This is a genomic window from Paenibacillus tianmuensis, from assembly GCF_900100345.1.
GTDB classification, from domain to species: Bacteria; Bacillota; Bacilli; order Paenibacillales; family NBRC-103111; genus Paenibacillus_G; species Paenibacillus_G tianmuensis.
On sequence record NZ_FMTT01000014.1, the window covers coordinates 109,058 to 128,660 of the forward strand.

The window sequence follows — 19,603 nt, forward strand, 5'->3', positions numbered from 1 at the left end:
GCTTCACCCCCTTGTCTTTTGTTCTTCAACATAACGCCGGATGGTTTCGCTCGAAACATTCCCTGCCGTGCTGACAAAATAGGAACGTGTTCAAAGGCTTGGCAGTTGCTTCAAGTGCTTAAATTCTTGACGCAAACATCGCGAGGTCGTACCTTTCAATTTTACCACACAAAATGATAGTTGATGAGTGTACGGTTGTTGTCGTTCTTCTATATTGTTATCCCATACACCGATTGCGTCAGTTTAAACATAAAAACCGCAACAACATGAAACAATGTAGGACAATGAAGCTATCTAAAGACAGCCCTTGTCCTAAGCCGATTCATCCCATGCCTAAAGGCAAGGGCTTTCTCGGCTAAGATATGTAAAAACGTTTGTCGGGACCTTGACGCCCGCGAAGCTCGCTTGGAGGGAAACGCACCGTATGAAGATGTTCCGCGCCCGGTTGACCTTGATTTTTATCGCTTTGATCGGCGCTTCCGTGCTGATGGCTGGTTTGTTTATGGCCCGAATGCTGCAGCAATCGTATATCGACTCGCTCAAAACGAATATGGAGCGGGAGCTGCGAATCATCCTCGCGACGATGGATTGGAGCCACCGGGGATCGGAGCCGGAGCTGATGAAGGAGTTCTCGGAGCGGGCCGTCCGGCTGAAGCAGTTTGCCGACGCGCGGGTCACGTATATCCGCGGAGACGGCAAGGTGATGGCGGATTCGGATTCCAATCCGGCAGAGATGGAGAATCACCTGCGCCGCGAAGAAATCGAAGCTGCGGCAAGCTCGGGGAAAGTCGGCTATGCGCAGCGCCACAGCAGCACGATCGGTCAAAACATGCTCTACGTTGCGATTCCTGTACAGATGGGGGACAAGACCGAAGGCTATCTGCGGCTCGCGATGAGCCTAGCGGAGGTTGAGCAGTCGATCCGCAAAGTGTGGTACGTTTTGCTCGGCGGGCTGCTGGCCGTGTTCCTGCTGGCCGGTCTGATCAGCTACCGCGTCGCCTACGGTATTACGCGGCCGATCGAGCTGATCACGAGCGTCGCGCAGCAGATTACGGACATGAATTACAAGTACCGCGTCCGGCTCAACAAAAAAGACGAGATCGGGCAGCTCGGCCATGCCATTAACCTGATGGCGGACAGTTTGCAGCTGCAGATGAACCGCATTCTGGAGGACGAGAACCGGCTCAAGAGCGTGCTGGAGAACATGATCAGCGGAGTTATGATGATCGACCGGGAAGGCAAGATCGTGCTTCTGAACCGTTCGGCTGAAGACATCTTGGGCTTTTCCGCCCAAGAGCTCTTAGGGAAAAAATTCGATCAGGCCAAGCAGCAGTTCGAGTTCACCCAACTGATCCAGGAATGTATCGAGGTCCGCGAGCATATCCGGGACGAAATGATTTTCTACTATCCAAGCGAGCGGATTCTGGAGATTAACCTGAGTCCGGTCTCGGATTCGAGCCAGGAATGGACGGGGCTTCTCATCGTACTGCACGATATCACCGCCGTCCGGCGGCTGGAGCGGATGCGCAGCGAGTTCGTCGCCAACGTGTCCCACGAGCTGAAAACGCCGATTGCCGCGGTTAAGGGCTTCGCCGAAACGCTGCTGGCGGGGGCGCTGAACGATAAAGAGACGGCGCGGTCGTTTCTCCAGATCATTTTCGACGAGAGCGAGCGGCTTAACCGGCTGATCGGGGACATTCTGGAGCTGTCCAAAATCGAATCGAAGCGCATTCCGCTGCAGTTCTCGCCGGTGCATCTGGAAACGTTCGTCGGTCATTGCGTCAATGTGATGCGGACGGAGGCGGCGAAGAAATCGATCGAGTTGGATATGCAAGTGCCCGAAGACATTTATATGGAAGCGGACGAGGACCGGCTGCGGCAGATTTTGATCAACCTGCTGTCCAACGGCATCAACTATACGCCGGAGGGCGGCAAAGTGAAAGTGAAGGTCGAACAACTGCTCGGCGGAACGTCGGAGGCGGCGGACGACAAGGTCCGGTTCACGATTGTCGATACCGGCATCGGCATTCCGAAGAAGGACCTGCCGCGCATCTTCGAACGGTTTTACCGGGTGGACAAGGCGCGTTCACGCATCTCCGGGGGTACGGGACTCGGGCTATCGATCGTCAAGCATCTGGTGGAGCTTCACAAGGGGACGATCCGGGTCGAAAGCGAAGTCGGCGTGGGGACGAAGTTTGAGATCGATATGCCGATGATTCATTAACCGCAGGCCGATTGGGCCCAAAACCCATTTGCCGTTTGTCAATAAATATAGGCTATGTTAAGCTTTAGATATAGAATAAGTGCCCGGGGGAGTAACATGCCACAAAAAATTTTGGTTATTGAGGACGAGCCTACGCTGGCGAGGCTGTTGTCTTATAATCTTACGCAAGAAGGCTACGAAACCAAAGTGGTCGATCACGGAAGCGACGGATTGCAGGCAGCGCTGCAGCATCAGTTCGATCTCATCGTCCTGGATATTATGCTTCCCGGGATGAACGGCTTTGAGATTTTATCCAAGCTCCGGCAAAAAGGAAACAAAACACCGGTGATCATTCTGACCGCCCGCAATGCTGAGGAAGAAGTGGTGCAGGGGCTTAAGTACGGAGCCGACGACTATATTACGAAGCCGTTCGGCGTGGCGGAGCTGTTGGCCCGGGTATCCGCCGTGCTGCGGCGGACGACGGCTGATGACGGCCTGCAGGATAAGCCCGGAAGCGGGGAAAAGGTCATCACCGCGGGCGACCTGCATATTTATCCGGAAAAATACGAGGTACTGCTCGGCGGCGAATCGATTCCGCTTCGTCCGAAGGAGTTCGAAGTGCTGCTGTATCTCGTCCAGCGGCCGGGCGTCGTCGTTACGCGGGACGATCTGATGAACATCGTCTGGGGCTTCGACTATATCGGCGGTCAGCGGACGGTGGATGTGCACGTCAGTTCCCTCCGCAAAAAGCTGGAAATGAACCAGCAGTCGGTGCAGATTGAATCGATTCGCGGCGTCGGCTACAAGCTGGTCGCTTCGACAGGAAAAAAAGGATAGCTTACGCAGCAAGGAGGAGGCAGCAGACATTGCGGCCTCCTTTTCTTTTGGCATAAGCGGAGTTTGTGATGCTGCCAGAGCAGGAGGAAATTCGCTCGGCCAAAGAAGGCGCTAAACAACTTCGACACTGAAGATCAGCCCTGCGGACGTGGAGAAATGGAATCAAGTGGTCGCTTGGATCGAATAATGGCGATCGATATCCATTTCCCGGGAAATAGGTCGAGAGGATGGGCAATCGATGTCAGATCAAATCAAATGGGGAGTTCTGGGGACGGGATGGATTATAGGCAAAGCCGGAGAAGCGGCAAACGGAATGTGGCACGGAGTAGCCGGGAGGACGGGAGAGAACGGGCGTTCTGCCGCTGAGCGTTTCGGTGTGCCTCATTCTTATGAGAACTACGAGGCCTTATTGCGCGATCCCGAGATCGATGCGGTGTACATCGCGTTGCTCAATCATCTGCATAAAGAATGGGCGGTGAAAGCATGCGAAGCTGGAAAGCACGTGCTGCTGGAAAAGCCGTTTGCTTTGAACGGGAGCGAGGCTAAAGCGATTGCCGATGCGGCCCAAAAGCATAATGTGCTGGTTCGGGAAGCTTTTGTGTGGAAGTATTACCCCGGTTTCGAGCAGATGCGCGATTGGATCGGGGAAGGCGCGATTGGGCAATGGGCCCGTTTTTACGGGCGCTTTTCGTCTGTGGCCGACGAAGCCAGCAGCCGCTGGCGTAAAGACTGGGGCGGTGGCACGCTGTACGATATCGGCTGTTATCCGGTCGCTTGGGCGCGGTACTTTACCGGGGAGGAGCCGGTAGCTGCGGATGCCGCTCTGGAGCTGCATCCCCTGCATGGCGTAGATCGGCGGTTCGCGGGTACGCTTTATTTTGCCGAGGGGCGTACGGCCCAACTGGATGCGGCGCTGGATCTGCCTCATGGAGCCAGCTTCGAGCTATGGGGGACAAAGGGGAAGCTGCAGGTTGAGCTAGGCGTGACCGCGGAGGAGCTGCGGATTTGCTGTTGGCTCGACAATCGGCGGAAGGAATGGGTCACCGACCGGCTCACGCCGTTTCGCTTGCAGGCGGAGAGCTTCGCGGATGCGGTGCTGCTTCGGAAGCGGGGGCGTTCAGAAGACAGCGACGGAGCCGAAGAAGCGCTCCGACAAGCGCGGGTCATGGATGCGCTGCTGGGGGCAGCCCGTACCGAGCGCAGAGTGCGCGTACAGGCGTCGACCGAATGAGAAGCGCGATACCTAACGAATGCAGCGATGACACAATCGCATATAACGAACGCCAATTCCGAAATATCTTTTTGGCCGAAATTTGTCTATACTAAGGCTTGAGATTACGAATCAAACCGCGATTGACGAAGGAGGCGCCGTCTTCATGTCTAAAGTATACCGGATTGGAATTATCGGCTGCGGGGGAATTGCCAATGGCAAGCACATGCCTGCGCTGAAAAATCAACCTAACGCTGAAATGGTCGCATTTTGCGATATTGTCGAAGAGCGGGCGCAAGAGGCCGCAAGCAAATTCGGAGCGCCGGGAGCGAAAGTGTACTCGGATTATAAGCAGCTGCTGGCCGATACGACGCTCGATATCGTCCATATTTGTACGCCGAACGATTCCCACGCCGACATTACGGTCGACGCTCTGGAATCTGGCAAGCACGTGATGTGCGAGAAGCCGATGGCTAAAACCGTAACCGACGCCAGACGTATGATGGAAGCGGCGAAGCGGACCGGCAAAAAGCTGACGATCGGCTATCAAAACCGTTTCCGTGCAGACAGCCAATATTTGAAAAAGGTATGCCAGGAAGGCGAGCTCGGCGACATTTATTACGCTAAAGCGCATGCGATTCGCCGCCGTGCCGTGCCGACCTGGGGCGTCTTTCTGGATGAAGAGAAGCAGGGCGGTGGCCCGCTGATCGATATCGGGACGCACGCGCTCGATTTGACGCTGTGGATGATGGACAATTACAAGCCGAAGGCCGTGCTCGGGACCGCGTTTCATAAGCTGTCGAAGAAAGCGAACGCTGCCAACGCTTGGGGCTCTTGGGACCCGGAGAAGTTCACGGTCGAGGATTCCGCGTTCGGCATGATTACGATGCAGAACGGAGCGACGATCGTGCTCGAATCGAGCTGGGCGATCAACCTGCTGCAAACCGGCGAAGCCAAAACGACGCTGTGCGGTACCGAGGGCGGCGCCGACATGTGGGACGGCTTGCGCATCAACGGCGAGAAGCACAGCCGCTTGTTCATGAACGAAATCCAGTTGGATGCCAAAGGCGTCGATTTTTACGAAGGCAACGGCGAGAGCCCGGCCGATCTCGAGGCCCGCTTGTGGCTGGAAGCGATCGACAAGGATATCGATCCGGTCGTCACACCGGAGCAGGCCTGCGTCGTTTCGGAAATTCTCGAAGCGATCTACGAGTCTTCCCGCACCGGCAAAGCCGTCTATTTCGAATAAACGTAGGGAGCCCCGACTTCGCATTGGATGCGAAACCGGGGCTTTTCGTATGCTTATCGACTTCTCTAGAACATCCCGAAAGATTTAAACTTTTACATTCCGTTTACGTTCCGATGGTTTTCACTTAACAATTGGTTGGTACGATGTCCTAGTAAACAAAAAACAAAGGGAGGACATGCTGAAATGTTGAAGCAGCTGTCAAAGAAAGGTTTAAGCTTAGCCATGGTTTCGATCTTAATGTTGGGGGTTCTTTCCGCTTGTGGTACGAAGACAGAACCGGCACCGAATAATGCGGCAGCAGGTGGAGACAAAACGGCAACAACGGGGGACAAAAAAACGACGGAGCAACCGGCTAAGACAGAAGAGATTACCGGCACGGTAACAGCTTCCGGCTCCAGTGCTCTGCTCCCGCTCGTTAAAGCGGCTGCGGACGAGTTCATGAAGAAAAACGCGAAAGTAACGATCAACCCGACCGCCGGCGGTTCCGGTACAGGTCTTAAAAACGTCGCAGACGGCACATCCGATATCGGCAACTCCGACATCGAAGCCGGTCTGGAATATAAAGACAAAGGTCTTGTCGACCACATCGTAGCGGTTGCGCCTTTTGCCATCATTGTGAATAAAGACGTTCCGATCGACAATTTGACGAAAGCTCAAGCAGCGGACATTTTCTCCGGTAAAATCACGAACTGGAAAGAAGTTGGCGGCAAAGATCAAAAAATTACGATCGTTCACCGTCCGGACAGCTCCGGTTCCCGTGCGCTCGTGAAGAAAATCGTTCTGGACGGCAAAGACTTCACGAAAGACGGCGTGACGCAAGAATCCAGCGGCGCTATGGCTACGACCGTTGGTCAAACGACCGGCGCGATCGGTTATGTAGACACGCCTTATGTTAACGATACTTTGAAAGCTCTGAAATTCGAAGGCGTGGCATTCAGCAAAGACTCGATCAAGGAAGGCAAATACCCGCTGTACGGCATCGAGCATATGTACACGAAAGGCGAAGCGAAAGGCGCAGCCAAAGCATTCATCGACTACATCATGAGCCCGGAATTCCAAGACAAAAAAGTCGAAGAGCTCAAGTTCCTTCCGGCCAACCTGTTGAAAAAATAATCGTCCAGTCATCCACGAGGGCAGCGGCATAACGTCGCTGCCCTTTTTATGTCCGCGTCTGCCGATTTGTCGAGACCTGCGCAATTTTTACATTACCTTAACAATTCTCATGTTCTGTTATTACATTCGTACTCTATGATGGTCTTGAGCTAAGGAACACGTGTAGAACTATTCGAACCAGGGGGTAATAGCTGATGAATTCATTTGCCGATCAGCTGACGGAAAGTGTGAAGGAAGAGCGGAAGGAGCATCCGATGAACCGCTGGACGAGAGCACAAAACAGAAGCGACCAAGTGATGAGATGGATATTTATAGGAAGCGCGTCGCTCGTAACGTTCATCATCTTTTCCGTCATCGTCTTTGTCGGTTGGCAAGGAGTCAAGACCTTTTCGGGGGTGACGCCAGTCGAGTTTTTTTTCTCGACTGATTGGACCCCGTCGCAAAATAAATTCGGTGCGTTTTCGTTTCTGTACAGCACGCTGCTGTTGACCTTCTTGTCGGTGCTGCTGTCGGTGCCGCTCGCGCTGTCGGGTGCAGTCTTTATAGCTAAAATCGCGCCAAAGTGGGTGCGTGAAATTGTTCGTCCGGCCACCGACTTGTTCGTCGGGATTCCGTCGGTCGTCTACGGCTTGATCGGTCTTACGGTGATCGTTCCGTTTCTCGCCAAATTTAATGAGGGCTTCGGGTACGGGATTTTGCCGGCGGCTATTATTCTGGCGATCATGATTCTGCCGACGATTCTATCTATCTCCGAGGACGCGATCCGTGCGCTGCCCGGCCGCTTGGAAGAGGCTTCGCTCGCGCTCGGCGCAACGCGCTGGCAGACGATTTGGCGCGTGCTGATCCCTGCGGCCCGGCCCGGCATACTGACCGGGATCATTCTTGGGATGGGACGAGCAATCGGAGAAACGATGGCCGTATTCATGGTCATCGGCAACTCGCCGCAAATGCCGGATTCGCTGCTCAGCTCGGCGACGGTGCTGACGACGGCGATCGTCAAGGACATGGGGAACACCCATTACGGCAGCACGTGGAACAACGCTTTGTTCCTGATGGCACTTGTGCTGCTTCTCGTCTCGCTGGCCTTGATCCTGATCATCCGCATTGTCGCAAAGAGGAGTGAAGTGAAATGACAAGCAAAACGACCGACCGGATTGCCACGCTCTATTTTTGGGCAACGGGCGCTGTTATTATTGTGATTCTGGCCTGGTTTTTATTCCGTATCTTAGGCGACGGACTGCCGATGCTGAACTGGAATTTCATCACCGGCAAGCCTTCAGAAATTATGGCTGGCGGCGGCGTAGGCCCGCAGCTGTTCAACTCCTTCTATATTTTGTTCTTGTCGCTGCTGTTCTCGCTGCCGATCGGTATCGGCGCCGGCGTGTATCTGGCGATTTATGCGAAGAAGAATCGGTTTACGGACGTCGTGCGCGTCTCCGTTGAAGCATTGTCTTCCGTGCCGTCGATCGTCTTCGGCTTGTTCGGCTTCCTGTTGTTCGTCAACTGGATGGGTCTGAAATTTTCGATCATCGGCGGGGCGATCACCTTGTCGCTGCTCAATCTGCCCGTGCTTGTGCGGGTAACGGAAGAAGCGATCCGCTCCGTTCCGGAATCGTACTGGGAAGCGTCGCTTGCGCTCGGCTCGACCCGCTGGCAGGCGATCCGCAAGGTGCTGATTCCGGCTTCGCTGCCGAGCTTAATTACGGGAATCACGCTCGTCGCGGGCCGCGCCCTCGGGGAATCGGCCATTCTGATCTATACCGCGGGGCTGTCGGTATCCCGCTTCTTCCCGGACTTAAACCCGCTCAGCATGGGTGAAACGCTGTCCGTTCATCTATGGTACGTCCAATCCGAAGCGATCGTGCCGGACGCCAAAGACATTGCCAAAGGCTCCGCCGCGCTGCTGTTGATCGTCGTGCTGATCTTTAACCTGTTAATCGGTATTCCAAGCCGTATGCTGCAGAAAAAATTGTCCGGAGGGAAATGACTATGGCGACAGCTGGTGCAATCGCGAACCCAAAGGTTGCGAATAAGATCAAAGTGGAGCAATTAAATTTATATTACGGTGAAAATCATGCGCTGCATAACATCGGGCTGACGATCGAGCAAAATTCCATCGCCGCTTTGATTGGTCCTTCCGGCTGCGGGAAATCGACTTTTCTGCGCACCTTGAACCGGATGAACGATCTGATCGACAACGTGCGGATCACCGGCGACATCTATGTAGACGGCCAACATATTTACGGCCCGGAGACGGACGTCGTGTCTCTGCGCAAGAAGGTCGGCATGGTGTTCCAGCGTCCGAACCCGTTTCCGATGAGCATTTATGACAACATCGCATACGGCCCGCGGATTCACGGCACGAAGAAGAAAGCCGTGCTTGACGAAATCGTCGAACGCAGCCTGGTGCAAGCCGCGCTGTGGGACGAGGTCAAGGATCGCTTGAACAAGTCGGCGCTCGGCCTCTCCGGCGGTCAGCAGCAGCGTTTGTGCATTGCGCGTCTGCTTGCCGTCGAGCCAGATGTGCTGCTGATGGATGAGCCGACGTCTGCGCTCGACCCGATCTCGACGCTGAAGGTCGAAGAGCTGACGCAGGTATTGAAGGAGAAGTATACGATCATCATCGTCACCCATAACATGCAGCAAGCGGCCCGGATTTCCGACTACACCTCGTTTTTCCTGAACGGCGTGCTGGTTGAGTCGGACAAAACGGACAAAATTTTTACCACGCCTTCCGACCAACGGACGGAAGATTATATTACCGGACGGTTCGGATAAGTTCCCGGCCGTTCGGACAAAGGAGCGCTCTATTCGTGGACAACCGGATCAATTTTCACCAATCGCTGGACCTGCTTCAAAAAGACCTGCTCGACATGGGCAACAATGTCGCGAGGCTGATCCGCCAAGCCGTCGAAGCGCTTGCGCGGCTGGATGAGGGCTTGGCCCGGCAAACGATCGAAGAGGATGATCGGATCGACGAGATGACCACCAGAATCGAAGAAGATTCGCTGCGGCTGATCGCGCTGCAGCAGCCGATGGCCAGCGATCTGCGGATTATCAGCATGGCGCTGAAGATCGCCACCGATCTCGAACGCATTGCGGATCATGCCGTCGATATCGCCAAAATTTGCATCCGGTTGAACGGCCAAGAGCTGGCGAAGCCGCTCGAAGACATCCCGCGCATGGCGGAGCTGACCCAAAATATGCTGCAGGAAAGCCTGCTGGCTTATACCGAGCGCGACGTTCACCGGGCGGCGGCGCTGGCCGAGAAGGACGACGAAGTCGACAAGCTGTACAGCGTCATCGTGAACGATATCATCATGCTGATGGGCACCGACTTTGCTAAAAACAGACAGCTGTCCCAGCTCATGCTGGCCGCCCATTTCCTCGAACGTGTTGCCGACCATTCGACGAATATCGGGGAGGGCGTAATCTATATGGTCACCGGCAAACGCAAAGATTTAAACGTATAGCGGATACCGGACGGCTCCGGCCGAAAGTCCCGCCGCGCACTTACACCAAGGCACGGGCGGAACTTTTTGCTTTTTTGCCATCGTAAAAACAACTTCTGGTGGACGACGGGCCGATTAAAATTTACCCGAAGAGCTGGAGAAGCTGATCCAACTGCTTGATCAAATACACCCTACGCTTTCCCAGCCGTTGCTGGGAAATTTTGCTATCGCTCGATTCGGCGGACGGACCGGCCGCTCCGGGATGAAGCCATACGGCATCCAGGCCCGCTTTTACGGCGCCGCATACGTCATGTTTCCACGAGTTCCCTACCATGAGCGCCTGCCTTGGCGCAAGCTGCATCGTTTGGAGCGCCGTCTTGAAGAGATAAGGCGCAGGCTTCTTGTCCGCAGGCTTCTGTGCCGTAAAGATGCGTTCTTCGGGAAAATACGATTCCAGCCCAAACCGCTGCAGCATCATCAGCACTTCGCTGCGGGGGCTGTTGCTGATGATGGCGAGGCGGTATGTACGGGACAGCTCCTCCAGCGTTTTTGCCGTCTGCGGCGCCATGGACTTCGCCGATACCTGCAAGCGGCGGATATCCTGCATGAAGCTTCGCAGGATGCCGGAGGAAGCGGGAATCCTCAGCGCCTCGAAGGCTTCCTGCAGGCATTGCTGCTGCAGCTCGTCGAGCTGCTTGAATGTCGTCCGGCCTTTTTTGCGCTGCTGCCAACGCGTGATATACTGCTCCCAGAGCGAATCCGCCTTCGGGCGGTCCTCCGCCGTCCATCTGGCCGAATAATCGTTCCACACCTCTGCGAAGCATTGTTCAAAGCTGAGTCCCTGCTGTACCAGCGTCTGATTGACATCGAAAAAAATCGCGCGTTTTCCGTTTAAACGAACCGTCTCTTTCATGAACCCAGCCTCCGATCTCCTTTCCGCTCGAAAGGCGCCGTCAAGGATCAAAAGTTAGTTCATTTTATGCGGCAAAAACGGCGCACACCCCTTTTTCGAGAAAGCTTTCCAAAGGTTTTTTTCTTATGCTGTCCTATGCTATCATGTATAGAGTAGGAAGACTGCCGAATGGGGTGTAACCATTGTCCAAGCTTATTTTGATCGACGGGAACAGCATTGCCTACCGCGCTTTTTTTGCGCTGCCGCTGCTGAGCAATTCCAAGGGGCTGCACACGAACGCGGTCTATGGGTTCACCACCATGCTGCTCAAGCTGCTGGAGGAACAGAAGCCGACGCACTTTCTGGTTGCATTCGACGCGGGGAAAGCGACGTTTCGACATAAAGATTACGCAGAATACAAAGGTGGCCGCGAGAAAACGCCGCCGGAGCTGTCCGAGCAGTTTCCGCTGCTCCGGGATCTGCTCGGATCGCTTGGCATCCGCCAGTTTGAGCTGGACGGCTACGAGGCCGACGACATCATCGGCACGCTGACGCGCATTGCGGACGAGAAAAGCGGTATCGAGGTCATCGTCGTCACCGGGGACAAAGACATGCTGCAGCTTGCAAGCGGGCAGGTGACCATTGCGCTGACGCGCAAGGGCATCAGCGAGGTCGAGCTGTTCGATCCGGCGCACATCGAAGAAACGTACGGGCTGAAGCCGCATCAGATCATCGACCTGAAAGGGCTGATGGGCGATACGTCCGACAACATTCCGGGCATTCCGGGCGTTGGGGAGAAGACGGCGCTTAAGCTGCTGCACGAATACGGCTCGGTCGAGAACGTGCTGGAGAACGCCTCGCAGATTAAAGGCAAGCTTGGAGAGAAGGTCGCTGCGAACGTCGACAGCGCCCGGATGAGCAAGGAGCTTGCGACGATTTTCCGGGAGGTGCCGGTCGATTTTTCATGGGACGAGCTGGCCTATCGCGGATATGAGGAATCGGAGCTTGCCGAGATGTTCCGCAAGCTGGAGTTTAAGTCGCTGTTGGAGCGGCTGCAACTGCCCGCTTCCGGCGCTGCGGCGGCCGGGGAAGCGGAAGAAGCCGGAACCGAGCCGCCGGCGGTGCTGGTTACAGACGATAAGCTGGCCGAGCTGACCGCCGCGCTGCCGCATGTCCGTGCGCTGCATGTGGAAGCGGCCGGCGACAATCCGCATAACGCCGAGGTGATCGGCGTGTCCTTCTATAGCGAAGAAGGAGGCGCGGAGCCCGTGTGCTACTATGTGCCAGTGGGACGGCTTGAGCAGGATAACGCCTCTGCGGTACGGGAGTGGCTCGCTTCGGAAGACAAGCAGGCGGTTGCCATTTACGATTTGCACCGCACCATCATCGTGTTGTCTTGGCGCAGGATCGAGCTGGGCGGCATCGGCTTCGATGCGCTGCTCGCCGGCTATTTGCTCGATCCGACGGAGTCGTCGCTGACGCTGGATGGCCTGACGTCCCGTTACGGGCTGCGTCCGCTTCCGGCCGACGAGGAAGTGTTCGGCAAGGGCGCGAAATTCAAGGTGCCCGAGGAAGACGTGCTGACCGCCTACTTGTGCCGCAAAGCCGCCGCGGTCCATCGGCTGACGCCGAAGCTGAAGGAAGCGCTCGAAACGAGCGAAATGCATCAGTTGTTTTACGAGCTGGAGTTTCCGCTGGCGCTCGTGTTGGCTTCGATGGAGCGCAAAGGGATCAAGGTGGACGCAGAGGAGCTCAAAGCCTACGGTTTCGAGCTTGGGAGCCAGCTCGAAGGCATCATGCAATCGATTTACGACGCGGCCGGCGTAGAGTTTAACATCAACTCACCGAAGCAGCTGGGGGAAATTTTGTTCGAGAAGCTCGGACTGCCGGTGGTCAAGAAAACGAAAACCGGGTATTCGACCGACGCCGAAGTGCTGGAGAAGCTGGAGCCGTACCACCCGATGGTCGGTCACATTCTTCATTACCGGACGCTGGCGAAGCTGCAGTCGACTTATGTGGAAGGCCTGCTTAAGGAAGTGCGTCCTTCTACCGGGAAGGTGCATACGTACTTTAGGCAGACAATCGCAGCGACCGGACGGCTCAGCAGCCAGTATCCGAACCTGCAGAACATTCCGATCCGGCTGGAGGAAGGCCGCAAAATCCGCAAGGTGTTTTTCCCTTTCGAGCCCGGGTGGAAAATCTTGACCGCCGACTACTCGCAGATCGAGCTGCGCGTGCTGGCGCACATTTCGCAGGACGAGAAGCTGATTGAAGCGTTCCGCAACAATATGGACGTTCATACGAAAACGGCCATGGACGTGTTCGGTGTATCCGAAGCGGAAGTCGATTCGAATATGCGGCGTCAGGCCAAAGCGGTCAACTTCGGCATTGTATACGGTATCAGCGATTACGGGTTGTCGCAGAACTTGAACATTACCCGTAAGGACGCGGCGAAGTTTATCGAGCAATATTTTGCCGTGTTCCAAGGGGTTCGCCAATATATGGACGATATCGTCAAAAAAGCCCGCCAGGACGGCTACGTCACGACGCTGCTGCAGCGCCGCCGCTACCTGCCGGAAATTACAGCCTCGAACTTCAACCTGCGTTCGTTCGCCGAGCGCACCGCGATGAATACGCCGATTCAAGGAACAGCCGCGGATATTATCAAGCTGGCGATGGTCCAATTGGACAAGCGGATGAAGGAAGAGGGCGTGCGCAGCCGCATGCTGCTGCAGGTGCATGACGAACTGGTGTTCGAAGTGCCGGAAGACGAGATTGACTTGATGAAACAAATGGTCGCCGAATTGATGGAATCGGCCCTGAAGCTCGACGTGCCGCTGAAGGTGGACGTCGATGCCGGGGAGAACTGGTACGAGGCGAAGTAATCCGCCGGGCATCAACCCGGTGGAATGGAGGAGGGGAAGACATCATGCCGGAATTGCCGGAGGTCGAGACGGTACGTCGTACGCTCAATCAATTAGTCATTGGCAAGAAGATCGAACGCGTGTCCGTCCTGCTGCCCCGCATCATTCAGCATCCAGACGACATCCAGGCGTTTGCGGTCATGCTTGAGGGGGAAACGATCCACTCGGTCGAGCGGCGGGGGAAATTTTTGCGGTTCATGCTCGATCAGTATACGCTCGTCTCGCATCTGCGGATGGAGGGACGCTATGGGGTATACCGCTCGGACGAACCGATGGAAAAGCATACGCATGTCGTGTTTCATTTTACGGACGGCACGGAGCTGAGGTACAAAGACGTGCGGCAGTTCGGAACGATGCACGTCTATCCGAAGGATCGGGATTTGCTGGAGGCGCCGCTCAAGAAGCTCGGCCTTGAGCCGCTCGACGAGGCGTTTACGCCGGAAGCTTTCCGTGGGAAGATCGGAAAGCGCAAGACGAAGATCAAGCCGCTGCTGCTGAACCAGGAATACATTGTCGGCATCGGGAATATTTATGTGGATGAAGCGTTATATCTGGCCGGTATCCATCCGGAGCGGGAAACCCATACGCTGAGCGCGGCGGAATCGACCAAGCTGCATGAAGCGATTGTAGAAACATTGAAAGACGCCGTGGCGGCAGGCGGATCGTCCATCAAGTCGTACGTCAACGGTCAAGGCGAGATCGGGATGTTCCAGCATCAGCTGAAAATGTACGGCCGCAAGGATGAGGCTTGTCTGACTTGCGGCACGGCGATTATCAAGACGGTGGTAGCCGGGCGCGGCACCCATCATTGTCCGGTGTGCCAGCCGCTGAAGCGCAAGCGCGGGAAACGGGAAGAGCTCGAAGACTAACGGGTTCTCCCGGAACGGCAACACGCACCCTCCGCCCAAAACAGCCATATAGTATGGTGTGCAGTTACTGGTGAGGAGGGAACGTCATGTTGTCTGTCGTCTCGTTACTTCTGCTTGCGTTTGCCGTCAGTCTGGACGGATTCGGGGTAGGCGTCACGTACGGTTTCCGCAAAATCCGGATTCCGCTCACTTCGATCGCGATCATCGCGGCTTGGTCGGGGGTTATTATTTACGCTTCGATGCAGATCGGTGTCTGGATGAGCCGGTTTGTCGACCCGGCCGTGGCGAAAGATATCGGCGCCGTGATTTTGATGGGAATCGGCTTGTGGGCGCTGGTTCAGCTGGTCCAGCACAGACGGCAGGAATCGCAAGCGGGGCAGGCGAACGAGCCGCAGCCGCCAGTCCCCGTACCGGGGCCAGCGACGGCCAAAGAAGTATTTTATCTTGAACTGAAACGGTTTGGTCTGGTCATTCAAATTTTGCGCACGCCGTCCATGGCGGATGTGGACCGTTCCGGCAACATATCGGCCTATGAAGCGACGCTGCTGGGGCTGGCGCTCTCGCTGGACGCTTTCGGGGCGGGGATCGGCGCCGCACTGCTTGGCTTCATGCCGTGGCTGACGGCGGCGGTCATTGCGCTGGCCAGCGGTACGTTTCTGGGTATCGGTCTGCAAATCGGATTGCGCTATGCGGAGCTGAAATGGATTCGCAAGCTGTCCGCTTTGCCCGGATTTGTCTTGATCCTGATGGGCATCATGAAACTGTTCTGACCATACAACAACATCATCTTGGATATAATAGGGGAATGACCATGAACATCGGATTAACCGGGGGGATTGCGTGCGGGAAAAGCACGGTCGCCGAGATGCTCGTCCGGCGCGGCGCGCTGCTGATCGATGCGGACCGGATTGCGAGAGAGGTCGTGGAGCCGGGAACCCCCGTTCTGGCTGAAGTGATCCGGCGGTTCGGAGACGATCTGCTGCTGCCGGACGGTTCTCTTCATCGCAAAAAGCTGGGGGAGCGGGTCTTCGGCAATCGCGAAGCGCTTCGCGATCTGGAAAATCTGCTGCATCCGCCCATTCGCGCATTAATACGCGAGAGAATGCAGAACTACGCGGCGGAGCAGCCGGACAAGCTGGTCGTCGTCGACGTGCCGCTCCTGTACGAATCGGGGCAGCAGGCCATGTACGAGCAGGTGATGGTCGTCTATGTGCCGCGCGAAGTGCAGCTTCAGCGCCTGATGGCCCGGGACGGAGTCACGGTGGAGCAGGCGGAGAAGCGCTTGTTGTCCCAGATGCCGATCGAGGAAAAGAAAGGGCTTGCCGATTGGATCATCGACAATTCGGACACCCTGGAGGCAACGGAAAAGCAAGTTGAAGCTTTCTGGAATGAAAGGGGGCTATCATGAGCTTTTGGCGGAAAAAGCGGGTTTTCGCCTTGCTGCTGCTGACGTTTGTTATCTTTTTGTTCTTAAGCAGCACGTATGTGGGGCGCATGCTGTATCCGATCCATTACGAACAGGAAATACGCCAAAACGCCGCAAAATACGATCTCGATCCTTTTCTTGTGGCCGCCGTTATTCGGGTGGAATCCAACTATTTGACGGAAACGGAATCCAAGAAAGGCGCATACGGAATGATGCAGCTTATGCCGGATACGGCGAATTGGATTATTGACAAGGCGCGTTTTAGTGAAGAATTCAAAACCAGTCTTAACGATCCGGCGGTCAGCATCGAGCTGGGATCATGGTATCTTAATTGGTTGTTTAAGCAGTTTGACGGGAATCGCATAGCGGTTCTTGCGGGCTATAATGCGGGGCATGGCAAAGTCAGCCGCTGGCTCCAGGAGAACGCATGGGACGGAACGCTCCAAAATGCGGACCGTATCCCTTACGGAGAAACGAGACATTACATACAGCGTGTAATGTATTACTATAACAAGTATGTTAAATTGTATGGGGAAGAGTGAGGAGCGCGCCGCTTGACCTTACAATGCAAAGAAGTATCGGACAAGTCGCCTTTGACTGCGAGCTTAGGCCCGATACTTCTTGCGTATTCTTCAAAACGTGTTATTATTTGAATTGACCGGCAAGAGACTGCTCGGCGATTTGCACCAGGCGACGAGTGATGTTACCACCGATCGCACCAGTATCACGAGTAGCCATGTGACCGAAGTAACCGTCCTGAGGGATCGCGATACCCAGTTCCTGCGCTACTTCGTATTTCAGTTGATCCAACGCTGCATTCGCTTGAGGCACTACCAATTGATTGCTGCTGCGGGATTGACCTGCACCCATGTCTGTTCACCTCCTTGTCGTTGGTAGTCCTATTATGTGCGATTGCCCGGACTTCATGACAGGGAGCTATTGGGAAATAGGGAGAGGAAGAAACGATCGATGAAATGTCCATATTGCGATTATTCCGGCACCAAGGTATTGGATTCGCGTGCCGCCAATGAGAATAAATCGATCCGGCGCCGCCGCGAATGCGAGAAATGTCTGAAACGGTTCACGACCTTTGAGATGGTCGAGGAGACACCGCTCATTGTCATTAAGAAGGATGGAAGCCGGGAGGAATTCAACCGGGAAAAAATGCTGCGGGGCTTGATCCGCGCCTGTGAGAAACGTCCGGTATCCGTCGAACGGCTGGAGATGATCGTATCCGAGGTAGAGAAGCAAATCCGCACGACGGCCCATGCCGAAGTAGACAGCCGCGAGATCGGGGAGATTGTCATGAGCGAGCTGTATCCCGTAGACGAGGTCGCTTATATCCGGTTTGCGTCGGTGTACCGTCAATTTAAAGACATCGATATGTTTATGAAAGAATTGACCGGACTGCTGTCCAAGCATCAGTCCAGCGGAGAAACGAATAAGCTGTAGGGGTTAAAGCAAGAGGCCAAAGGGCCTTTTTTTATTTATTTTTTTAACGATACCCAATCGATAACAATTCTAAGCACACTAGCTGAAAACACAAATGGGATAGCTAATAATCGGAATGCTAATTGATAAGATTTTCTTAACTCTTCGATGCTGGCATTGTATTCGAAAATAGATACAATGCTTTTAAACGCACTGAAATCGTTATTGATCATAGCGTATACTGTTGTAAGAGTTAGAATAACGACGAAAATAAATCTTATGATATCTAATGATAGTTTGGAATGATCTAAAAATTCTTTAAGATGATTTTTTCTATTGTAAAAGTATAGTGAGATGAAAATAAGTATGGATGTTACAAAGATAGAAAATAAAAACTTCGGAATAGAAATGTTTAGAGGTAAGACCCAAATATTTAAAGTGAATGGAATCGTAAAGTATGTATACATTGACATGAATAAAATATTTCTGCTAAGAATTGTTTTAGGTTTAAAAAGCAATGTATAAGGAGTCAATAAAAAGAAGACAATAATGCCCAAGTAAATAGCCTCAGATGTCCCTTGAAGCACTACCACTGCCACTGCAATTGAAATGATTAAAATGATATTTATAATCACAATTAAATGCATACGCCATAAAAAAGATCCAAATTTCGTAAGTAGATTTTGCATGATATCCTCCTTATTGATAACCCTACGGGAAATCATTATACTAAAAAACGACTTAATATTACAATTGAGTTCGTCTTGACTCCCACATTTCGTTCATCTATACTAAGAACTTATGTTCCCATTATGGGTGGGAGGGAGAAAACTAAATGAGTAACAAGAAAAAAGTAATGAAAATCGAATCGCCGATCATTACGAGTGAACTGTCTGAACTAATGCCAGATGATGTTCAGTCCAATGCTTTTGTGGAAATGGGAATCGTGCAAAAATGCGTAATTGAGCAGCTGACTGGTCAAAAAAAAACCTTTGATAAAATGATCTTTAGACAGGTCACCTTTACAGAATGTACTTTAACAGGTGTTGAATTGACCGATGTTATCTTTGAACAATGCGATCTATCCAATGTCGATTTCAGCGATGCCATTATTCATCGAACAGCATTCAAAAATTGCAAATTGATTGGAATCCATTTATCTGGTTCGACATTGCGGAATGTACTCTTTGATCAATGTATAGCCGATTACGCCACATTCCGATTCTGCAATACCAAGCAGGTTATTATTCAGGATAGTTCTTTGCGTCATACTGATATTAGTTTCTCTAAATTGCAAAAAACCGAATTATATCGTTCCAACCTGGATCAGGCTCAATTGTCGGGTACTAAGATGAACGGAATCGATTTAAGCGATTGCCAATTCAATGGCTTAGGCGTGGGAGTAGAAGATTTGCAAGGGTGTATCATTACCCGTGAACAAGCCTACATTTTTGCATCTTTGTTTGGGCTCGTTGTGAAGGATGATTCACTTGTATAAACATGGTAAGAAAATCGGCAATAGATTGTATGTGAGAACGAAACAAGGAAATTGGATTGATCTCATTTTGTTAATCGAGGAGCGCTTATAAAGTGCTTTCTTTTTTTTTGTAAAAGAAATTTTTGGGGATTATTCGACAAAAAAAGCAGAAACAGCGGTTCAGTTTTTAACTTCCCTCCGAAAGAAGTCTCCCACTTCTAAATCTTGCGAAGCTTGATGAAAGTGGGAGATGAATTTCGGTAGGCGAAGCCTAAAGTCTTTTTTGTCTTGCCACATTTTCTATGATGAGATAAAATCAGTCTTAGATTAAAAGAAAGGCTGTTCTATCAATGAAATTAGATAGCAATAATCATTCGGTGTTCTCTCTGTATTATCATCTTGTTTTGGTTGTGAAATATCGTAGAAAAGTGATGGATGATACCCTATCTGACTATGTGAAAGAAATGTTTGTTCGATTAGGTGAAAACTATAATATATCCTTAGTCGAATGGAATCATGA

At 53.2% G+C, this 19,603-nt stretch carries 20 protein-coding genes and 1 pseudogene; 17 read left to right on the plus strand and 4 right to left on the minus strand.

Going from position 1 to position 19,603, the window contains the following annotated elements; translation table 11 throughout:
• Positions 1–3 precede the first annotated feature (3 nt).
• Positions 4–162 (minus strand): annotated as a pseudogene (locus BLO51_RS11745) (IS200/IS605 family transposase); the annotation flags it as partial.
• Between the two features lie 262 nt (positions 163–424).
• Between BLO51_RS11745 and pnpS the strand changes: the two are divergent.
• The 9 genes from pnpS to phoU all read left to right on the plus strand — a co-directional run bounded on the left by pnpS (position 425) and on the right by phoU (position 10,085).
• On the plus strand, positions 425–2,224 hold the full coding sequence (gene pnpS, locus BLO51_RS11750) for a two-component system histidine kinase PnpS (protein WP_090671486.1): 1,800 nt from the start codon (positions 425–427) through the stop codon (positions 2,222–2,224).
• Positions 2,225–2,320: 96 nt separating this feature from the next.
• Positions 2,321–3,040: a response regulator transcription factor gene (locus tag BLO51_RS11755; RefSeq protein WP_090671489.1), complete on the plus strand. Its 720-nt coding sequence runs from the start codon at positions 2,321–2,323 to the stop codon at positions 3,038–3,040.
• Between the two features lie 238 nt (positions 3,041–3,278).
• Positions 3,279–4,271 (plus strand): Gfo/Idh/MocA family protein, encoded by a 993-nt coding sequence (locus BLO51_RS11760; protein ID WP_090671493.1) that lies wholly within the window; start codon positions 3,279–3,281, stop codon positions 4,269–4,271.
• Between the two features lie 145 nt (positions 4,272–4,416).
• Complete coding sequence (locus BLO51_RS11765) at positions 4,417–5,499, plus strand: Gfo/Idh/MocA family protein (RefSeq protein WP_090671496.1); 1,083 nt, start codon at positions 4,417–4,419, stop codon at positions 5,497–5,499.
• A 183-nt stretch (positions 5,500–5,682) separates the two neighbouring features.
• On the plus strand, positions 5,683–6,612 hold the full coding sequence (locus BLO51_RS11770) for a phosphate ABC transporter substrate-binding protein (protein WP_090671500.1): 930 nt from the start codon (positions 5,683–5,685) through the stop codon (positions 6,610–6,612).
• A gap of 194 nt (positions 6,613–6,806) precedes the next feature.
• Positions 6,807–7,745 carry a phosphate ABC transporter permease subunit PstC gene (pstC, locus tag BLO51_RS11775; protein WP_090671504.1) on the plus strand — a complete coding sequence of 313 codons (939 nt, stop codon included), beginning with the start codon at positions 6,807–6,809 and terminating at the stop codon, positions 7,743–7,745.
• Positions 7,742–8,599: a phosphate ABC transporter permease PstA gene (gene pstA / locus BLO51_RS11780; protein WP_090671507.1), complete on the plus strand. Its 858-nt coding sequence runs from the start codon at positions 7,742–7,744 to the stop codon at positions 8,597–8,599. Before pstC ends, pstA begins: the two co-directional genes overlap by 4 nt.
• Positions 8,596–9,390 carry a phosphate ABC transporter ATP-binding protein PstB gene (gene pstB, locus BLO51_RS11785; protein ID WP_342672352.1) on the plus strand — a complete coding sequence of 265 codons (795 nt, stop codon included), beginning with the start codon at positions 8,596–8,598 and terminating at the stop codon, positions 9,388–9,390. The genes pstA and pstB overlap by 4 nt, the downstream gene beginning before the upstream one ends.
• Positions 9,391–9,425: 35 nt before the next feature.
• Positions 9,426–10,085, plus strand: a complete 660-nt coding sequence (gene phoU, locus BLO51_RS11790; RefSeq protein ID WP_090671514.1) for a phosphate signaling complex protein PhoU — start codon at positions 9,426–9,428, stop codon at positions 10,083–10,085.
• 121 nt (positions 10,086–10,206) lie between these two features.
• On the opposite strand, the gene BLO51_RS11795 is transcribed toward phoU, so the two are convergent.
• Complete coding sequence (locus tag BLO51_RS11795; RefSeq protein WP_090671517.1) at positions 10,207–10,977, minus strand: HAD family hydrolase; 771 nt, start codon at positions 10,975–10,977, stop codon at positions 10,207–10,209.
• 182 nt (positions 10,978–11,159) lie between these two features.
• Between BLO51_RS11795 and polA the strand changes: the two genes are divergently transcribed.
• The 5 genes from polA (at position 11,160) to BLO51_RS11820 (ending at position 16,717) form a co-directional block, all read left to right on the plus strand.
• Positions 11,160–13,841 (plus strand): DNA polymerase I, encoded by a 2,682-nt coding sequence (polA, locus tag BLO51_RS11800; RefSeq protein WP_090671520.1) that lies wholly within the window; start codon positions 11,160–11,162, stop codon positions 13,839–13,841.
• Between the two features lie 44 nt (positions 13,842–13,885).
• Complete coding sequence (mutM, locus tag BLO51_RS11805) at positions 13,886–14,749, plus strand: DNA-formamidopyrimidine glycosylase (protein ID WP_090671523.1); 864 nt, start codon at positions 13,886–13,888, stop codon at positions 14,747–14,749.
• Between the two features lie 86 nt (positions 14,750–14,835).
• A complete protein-coding gene (ytaF, locus tag BLO51_RS11810) occupies positions 14,836–15,519 on the plus strand; it encodes a sporulation membrane protein YtaF (RefSeq protein ID WP_090671526.1) in 684 nt (227 codons plus the stop codon).
• 41 nt (positions 15,520–15,560) lie between these two features.
• Positions 15,561–16,157, plus strand: a complete 597-nt coding sequence (coaE, locus tag BLO51_RS11815; RefSeq protein WP_090671529.1) for a dephospho-CoA kinase — start codon at positions 15,561–15,563, stop codon at positions 16,155–16,157.
• Positions 16,154–16,717, plus strand: coding sequence for a lytic transglycosylase domain-containing protein (locus BLO51_RS11820; protein WP_090671532.1), 564 nt, complete (start codon positions 16,154–16,156; stop codon positions 16,715–16,717). Before coaE ends, BLO51_RS11820 begins: the two co-directional genes overlap by 4 nt.
• 103 nt (positions 16,718–16,820) lie before the next feature.
• Here BLO51_RS11820 and BLO51_RS11825 read toward each other — a convergent pair whose 3' ends face one another.
• A complete protein-coding gene (locus BLO51_RS11825) occupies positions 16,821–17,045 on the minus strand; it encodes an alpha/beta-type small acid-soluble spore protein (RefSeq protein WP_088835007.1) in 225 nt (74 codons plus the stop codon).
• A gap of 99 nt (positions 17,046–17,144) precedes the next feature.
• On the opposite strand from BLO51_RS11825, the gene nrdR reads away from it, so the two are divergent.
• The gene (nrdR, locus tag BLO51_RS11830) at positions 17,145–17,627 is read left to right on the plus strand and encodes a transcriptional regulator NrdR (RefSeq protein WP_090671535.1); all 483 of its coding nucleotides are present in this window, start codon (positions 17,145–17,147) and stop codon (positions 17,625–17,627) included.
• A 35-nt stretch (positions 17,628–17,662) separates the two neighbouring features.
• On the opposite strand, the gene BLO51_RS11835 is transcribed toward nrdR, so the two are convergent.
• A complete protein-coding gene (locus BLO51_RS11835; protein WP_090671539.1) occupies positions 17,663–18,295 on the minus strand; it encodes a hypothetical protein in 633 nt (210 codons plus the stop codon).
• A gap of 146 nt (positions 18,296–18,441) precedes the next feature.
• Here BLO51_RS11835 and BLO51_RS11840 point away from each other — a divergent pair, with 146 nt between their 5' ends.
• Together BLO51_RS11840 and BLO51_RS11845 are read left to right on the plus strand one after the other, a co-directional pair.
• Positions 18,442–19,104 (plus strand): pentapeptide repeat-containing protein, encoded by a 663-nt coding sequence (locus BLO51_RS11840; protein WP_217266730.1) that lies wholly within the window; start codon positions 18,442–18,444, stop codon positions 19,102–19,104.
• A 329-nt stretch (positions 19,105–19,433) separates the two neighbouring features.
• The coding region (locus BLO51_RS11845) for a transposase (RefSeq protein ID WP_174551235.1) at positions 19,434–19,603 on the plus strand (170 nt) is incomplete at its 3' end.

What these genes read in the sequence shown, in the direction of transcription:
- pstC (WP_090671504.1), top strand. Translation starts at nt 6,807, where the DNA reads ATGAATTCATTTGCCGATCAGCTGACGGAAAGTGTGAAGGAAGAGCGG.
- BLO51_RS11825 (WP_088835007.1), bottom strand. Translation starts at nt 17,045, where the DNA reads ATGGGTGCAGGTCAATCCCGCAGCAGCAATCAATTGGTAGTGCCTCAA.
- mutM (WP_090671523.1), top strand. Translation starts at nt 13,886, where the DNA reads ATGCCGGAATTGCCGGAGGTCGAGACGGTACGTCGTACGCTCAATCAA.
- BLO51_RS11840 (WP_217266730.1), top strand. Translation starts at nt 18,442, where the DNA reads ATGAGTAACAAGAAAAAAGTAATGAAAATCGAATCGCCGATCATTACG.
- nrdR (WP_090671535.1), top strand. Translation starts at nt 17,145, where the DNA reads ATGAAATGTCCATATTGCGATTATTCCGGCACCAAGGTATTGGATTCG.
- BLO51_RS11795 (WP_090671517.1), bottom strand. Translation starts at nt 10,977, where the DNA reads ATGAAAGAGACGGTTCGTTTAAACGGAAAACGCGCGATTTTTTTCGAT.
- ytaF (WP_090671526.1), top strand. Translation starts at nt 14,836, where the DNA reads ATGTTGTCTGTCGTCTCGTTACTTCTGCTTGCGTTTGCCGTCAGTCTG.
- BLO51_RS11820 (WP_090671532.1), top strand. Translation starts at nt 16,154, where the DNA reads ATGAGCTTTTGGCGGAAAAAGCGGGTTTTCGCCTTGCTGCTGCTGACG.
- pstA (WP_090671507.1), top strand. Translation starts at nt 7,742, where the DNA reads ATGACAAGCAAAACGACCGACCGGATTGCCACGCTCTATTTTTGGGCA.
- BLO51_RS11755 (WP_090671489.1), top strand. Translation starts at nt 2,321, where the DNA reads ATGCCACAAAAAATTTTGGTTATTGAGGACGAGCCTACGCTGGCGAGG.
- BLO51_RS11760 (WP_090671493.1), top strand. Translation starts at nt 3,279, where the DNA reads ATGTCAGATCAAATCAAATGGGGAGTTCTGGGGACGGGATGGATTATA.
- pstB (WP_342672352.1), top strand. Translation starts at nt 8,596, where the DNA reads ATGACTATGGCGACAGCTGGTGCAATCGCGAACCCAAAGGTTGCGAAT.
- BLO51_RS11835 (WP_090671539.1), bottom strand. Translation starts at nt 18,295, where the DNA reads ATGCAAAATCTACTTACGAAATTTGGATCTTTTTTATGGCGTATGCAT.
- pnpS (WP_090671486.1), top strand. Translation starts at nt 425, where the DNA reads ATGAAGATGTTCCGCGCCCGGTTGACCTTGATTTTTATCGCTTTGATC.
- coaE (WP_090671529.1), top strand. Translation starts at nt 15,561, where the DNA reads ATGAACATCGGATTAACCGGGGGGATTGCGTGCGGGAAAAGCACGGTC.
- BLO51_RS11770 (WP_090671500.1), top strand. Translation starts at nt 5,683, where the DNA reads ATGTTGAAGCAGCTGTCAAAGAAAGGTTTAAGCTTAGCCATGGTTTCG.
- BLO51_RS11765 (WP_090671496.1), top strand. Translation starts at nt 4,417, where the DNA reads ATGTCTAAAGTATACCGGATTGGAATTATCGGCTGCGGGGGAATTGCC.